Source organism: Roseovarius salincola (genome assembly GCF_026891095.1).
GTDB lineage: Bacteria > Pseudomonadota > Alphaproteobacteria > Rhodobacterales > Rhodobacteraceae > Roseovarius > Roseovarius salincola.
Window position 1 is genome coordinate 1 of sequence record NZ_JAPTNL010000045.1, and the last position, 2,860, is coordinate 2,860.

2 protein-coding genes and 2 pseudogenes are annotated in these 2,860 nt (G+C 57.2%); 3 read left to right on the top strand and 1 reads right to left on the bottom strand.

All coding sequences use genetic code 11. The features are described from left to right. Positions 1-85: 85 nt before the first annotated feature. The 3 genes and pseudogenes from N5A93_RS19365 to N5A93_RS19375 form a co-directional block, all read left to right on the top strand. Positions 86-211 (top strand): annotated as a pseudogene (locus tag N5A93_RS19365) (transposase domain-containing protein); the annotation flags it as partial. A 30-nt stretch (positions 212-241) separates the two neighbouring features. Next, a complete protein-coding gene (locus tag N5A93_RS19370) occupies positions 242-856 on the top strand; it encodes a hypothetical protein (RefSeq protein ID WP_268956738.1) in 615 nt (204 codons plus the stop codon). Further along, positions 801-2,252, top strand: coding sequence for a calcium-binding protein (locus N5A93_RS19375; RefSeq protein WP_268956739.1), 1,452 nt, complete (start codon positions 801-803; stop codon positions 2,250-2,252). Before N5A93_RS19370 ends, N5A93_RS19375 begins: the two co-directional genes overlap by 56 nt. Positions 2,253-2,397: 145 nt before the next feature. On the opposite strand, the pseudogene N5A93_RS19615 reads toward N5A93_RS19375, so the two are convergent. Next, a pseudogene (locus tag N5A93_RS19615) lies at positions 2,398-2,589 on the bottom strand (IS256 family transposase); the annotation flags it as partial. Between the last annotated feature and the right edge of the window lie 271 nt (positions 2,590-2,860).

Sequence of the window (2,860 nt, forward strand, 5' to 3'; positions counted from 1 at the left end):
ACGGAAAACCGCCAACCAGCCGTGAGCACGGCCAAACGGAAGATTGCGTCTACTACCATTCGGCATAGTTCGGCGTCCGGCATAAACCTGCAAACTCAACGGGATCGAACCGCATGGCTATCTGGCTGGTGCCATGACAGCCATTGCTGGCGGGCACAAACAAACGGACATCACAGAGTTGCTGCCTTGGAACTACGCCAAACCCGTGTGAACGGCGCACCGCTTACAATTGTTCGACCTTATGGGCGAAAGCATCCCAGGCAAATTTCTCTATGACGGGTTTCAGGACAATATTTCCAACGTGGCCGACCTTGGCATGTCCTATATCGGCGGCAACCATGTAAACAGCTATGTGTATGGCAATGACACCGAGGTGACCGTCTTTCTTGCGGCCAGTGATTTTTCCGGAGAGCAGTTGGATTACCGCCTCGAGTTTGACGAAAGTTTTCTCAACGCCGAGGTAACGCATCTCTGGGCGACGGGTGAGCAACTGTTTCACCCCGGCGATGGCGAGCTGATCGGAAGTTATGGCGAGACGTTCAGTTACACGATCGATTTGATGGCATCCGAGAGCCCCTCGAGCCTCGATGTCACGTTCGAACATGATTACGAAGTGGTGCGTGTCGTCCTGGAGAAATCCGAGCTCGAGACGTTTGAACCGTTCGTTATCGATGCGCCCCTCGAGCTTGCGACTTTCGATATGCTTCTGGCCTCGACTGAGGTCTCGACCTCGGTCACGCCGGGGGATGACCTTTTGATCGGGACCGATGCGGCCGACCAGATCAATGGCACGTTGGGCAATGACACGATCTGGGGGGGGACTCGGCGACGACACGGTGAAAGGCGGCTGGGGTGACGACATTGTCCATGGTGGCGCTGGCGATGACAAAGTCACCGGGGATTGGGGCAATGACCAGCTATTCGGCGGCGATGGCAATGACCGGTTATTCGGCGGGGATGGCGACAATGTCCTGTTTGGTGGTGCAGGTAACGACCGCCTTGTCGCGACGGGGCGGCTCGACATTCTTGACGGCGGTGCAGGCAATGACACGCTCCATGCCGGGGCCGAGACCACGATCCTCAGATTCACCGTCGATCAGACCGTGGAGACTCCCAAGGAAGTCGATATCGTCCATGACTTCGTTCTGGGTCAGGATGTCATCGAAATTGACGGGTTGGATTTCTCGGAAGGCGGCGACGGGTTTTCAGATGAAGACTTCATGCTTGAAAATGCGAGTATTCGAGGAAACGATCTCGAGATCGCTCTGAGCGACGACCATACCGTTGTGCTGAAGGACCTGGTATCGCAACTTCCCGGGACGTCGGCAGCGGCCGATTTCCACCAGATATTCGGGGCCTCAAAAACCGCCAGCGCGGATATCATCGAGGAGGCATTCGAAGCCCCCCTCGACTGGGTCCGAGGTGGTGAAGACGATGACATCCTGACCGGCAGCGGGGGTTTCGATTGGATCAATGGCGGGCTTGGCGATGACTCGATTTCAGGCGGAGGCGGAAACGACAAGCTCAAAGGGGGCTGGGGTAACGATTGGGTCGATGGCGGTTCCGGCGATGACCGCCTGACGGGCGACTGGGGCGATGACCTGCTGTTTGGCGGAAGCGGAGATGATACGATCTTCGGCGGCGAGGGGTCCAACATCCTTTTCGGAGGCGACGGCGATGACCGTCTTGTGGCATCGGGACAAAAGGATTTCCTTGCAGGCGGCGCTGGCAATGACACGCTGGAAGCAGGGGCCGAAACGACGATCCTCTCGTTCAGCGTCAATGATGCGCCATTCGGCCCTGTCGAGACCGACATCGTGCATGGCTTTACCCTCGGGGCGGATTTTCTCGAGATCGACGGGCTGGAGGTCGGCGACGAGGATAGCCAGCTTTTCCTGGAAGAGTTCATGCTCGAGAATGCCAGCATTCGCGGAAATAACCTCGAGATCAAGCTGAGCGAAGGTCATACGGTGATCTTGAAAAACGTCACTCCGCAAATCCCGGGCGATCCATCCGTGGCGGATTTCCATCAGGTTTTCGGTATCGGCATGTCGTCGCAGCCCGCCGAACAGGAACCGGCATCCGGCAGCGATCCACTTGCGCAGGAGGCACCCGAGACCGACGCTTCATTGCTGGAGCTGTTTGGCATGGACATGACCACTGGCCAGCTGGAAGCCGCAGCTCAGGAACAGATGGACAAGGAAGCCGAAGACACAACAGCAAACGATCCGTGGGCGCTCCTTTTGGCGTAAGCGTCGACAACACGGATGATGTCCCGCACCATCAGGATCACGGGTCTGAGGGAGTGGGCAAGACTTTGTGGTTATGCGGTCTCCTTCGAGACGGTTATCCTTCCGTCAATGACAGCAGCCCGCGTCACAGCAACTCGATCTGCGCCCTGTGGACCATCTCATTGGGCGGGGCGCTATCGTCCTCTTCATAGCCAGGATGCGCGGGCAGCTCCGCACCCAGCATCCGCTCCATCAGCGTGATTTGCAGCTTTTACATCAACCCGGCATCGCCGAGCAGGTCTTCAGGGCGCTCCACGCCCTTCAGCACCTCATCCAGGATTTCTTTCGAGATGGTCATCCATGCTTCCTTTGGGTGAAGCATGAACCGGATCACTCATACACAAATGGTGGGAGACTTCTTAGGTGGTCAACCCCGCGAAATATCGAATGCAGACATTCGTGGTCAACGGCTACAAAGCCGGCTCTGGGCCGACCGTTGCTATTTTTCGCATCGAACGTTGGGCTGACCATGACCCAGCCCCTTAATGCGGGCCGTTTGGATGTAGAATCCGTTCCTGTTTCTTTCTCGTGATTAGGTTGCGGTCAAGGCCTGCTGAGCGGAGTCCTTG

Excerpts from the sequence above, each read along its gene's own strand:
- N5A93_RS19370 (WP_268956738.1), top strand. The coding sequence starts at position 242 with ATGGGCGAAAGCATCCCAGGCAAATTTCTCTATGACGGGTTTCAGGAC.
- N5A93_RS19375 (WP_268956739.1), top strand. The coding sequence starts at position 801 with ATGACACGATCTGGGGGGGGACTCGGCGACGACACGGTGAAAGGCGGC.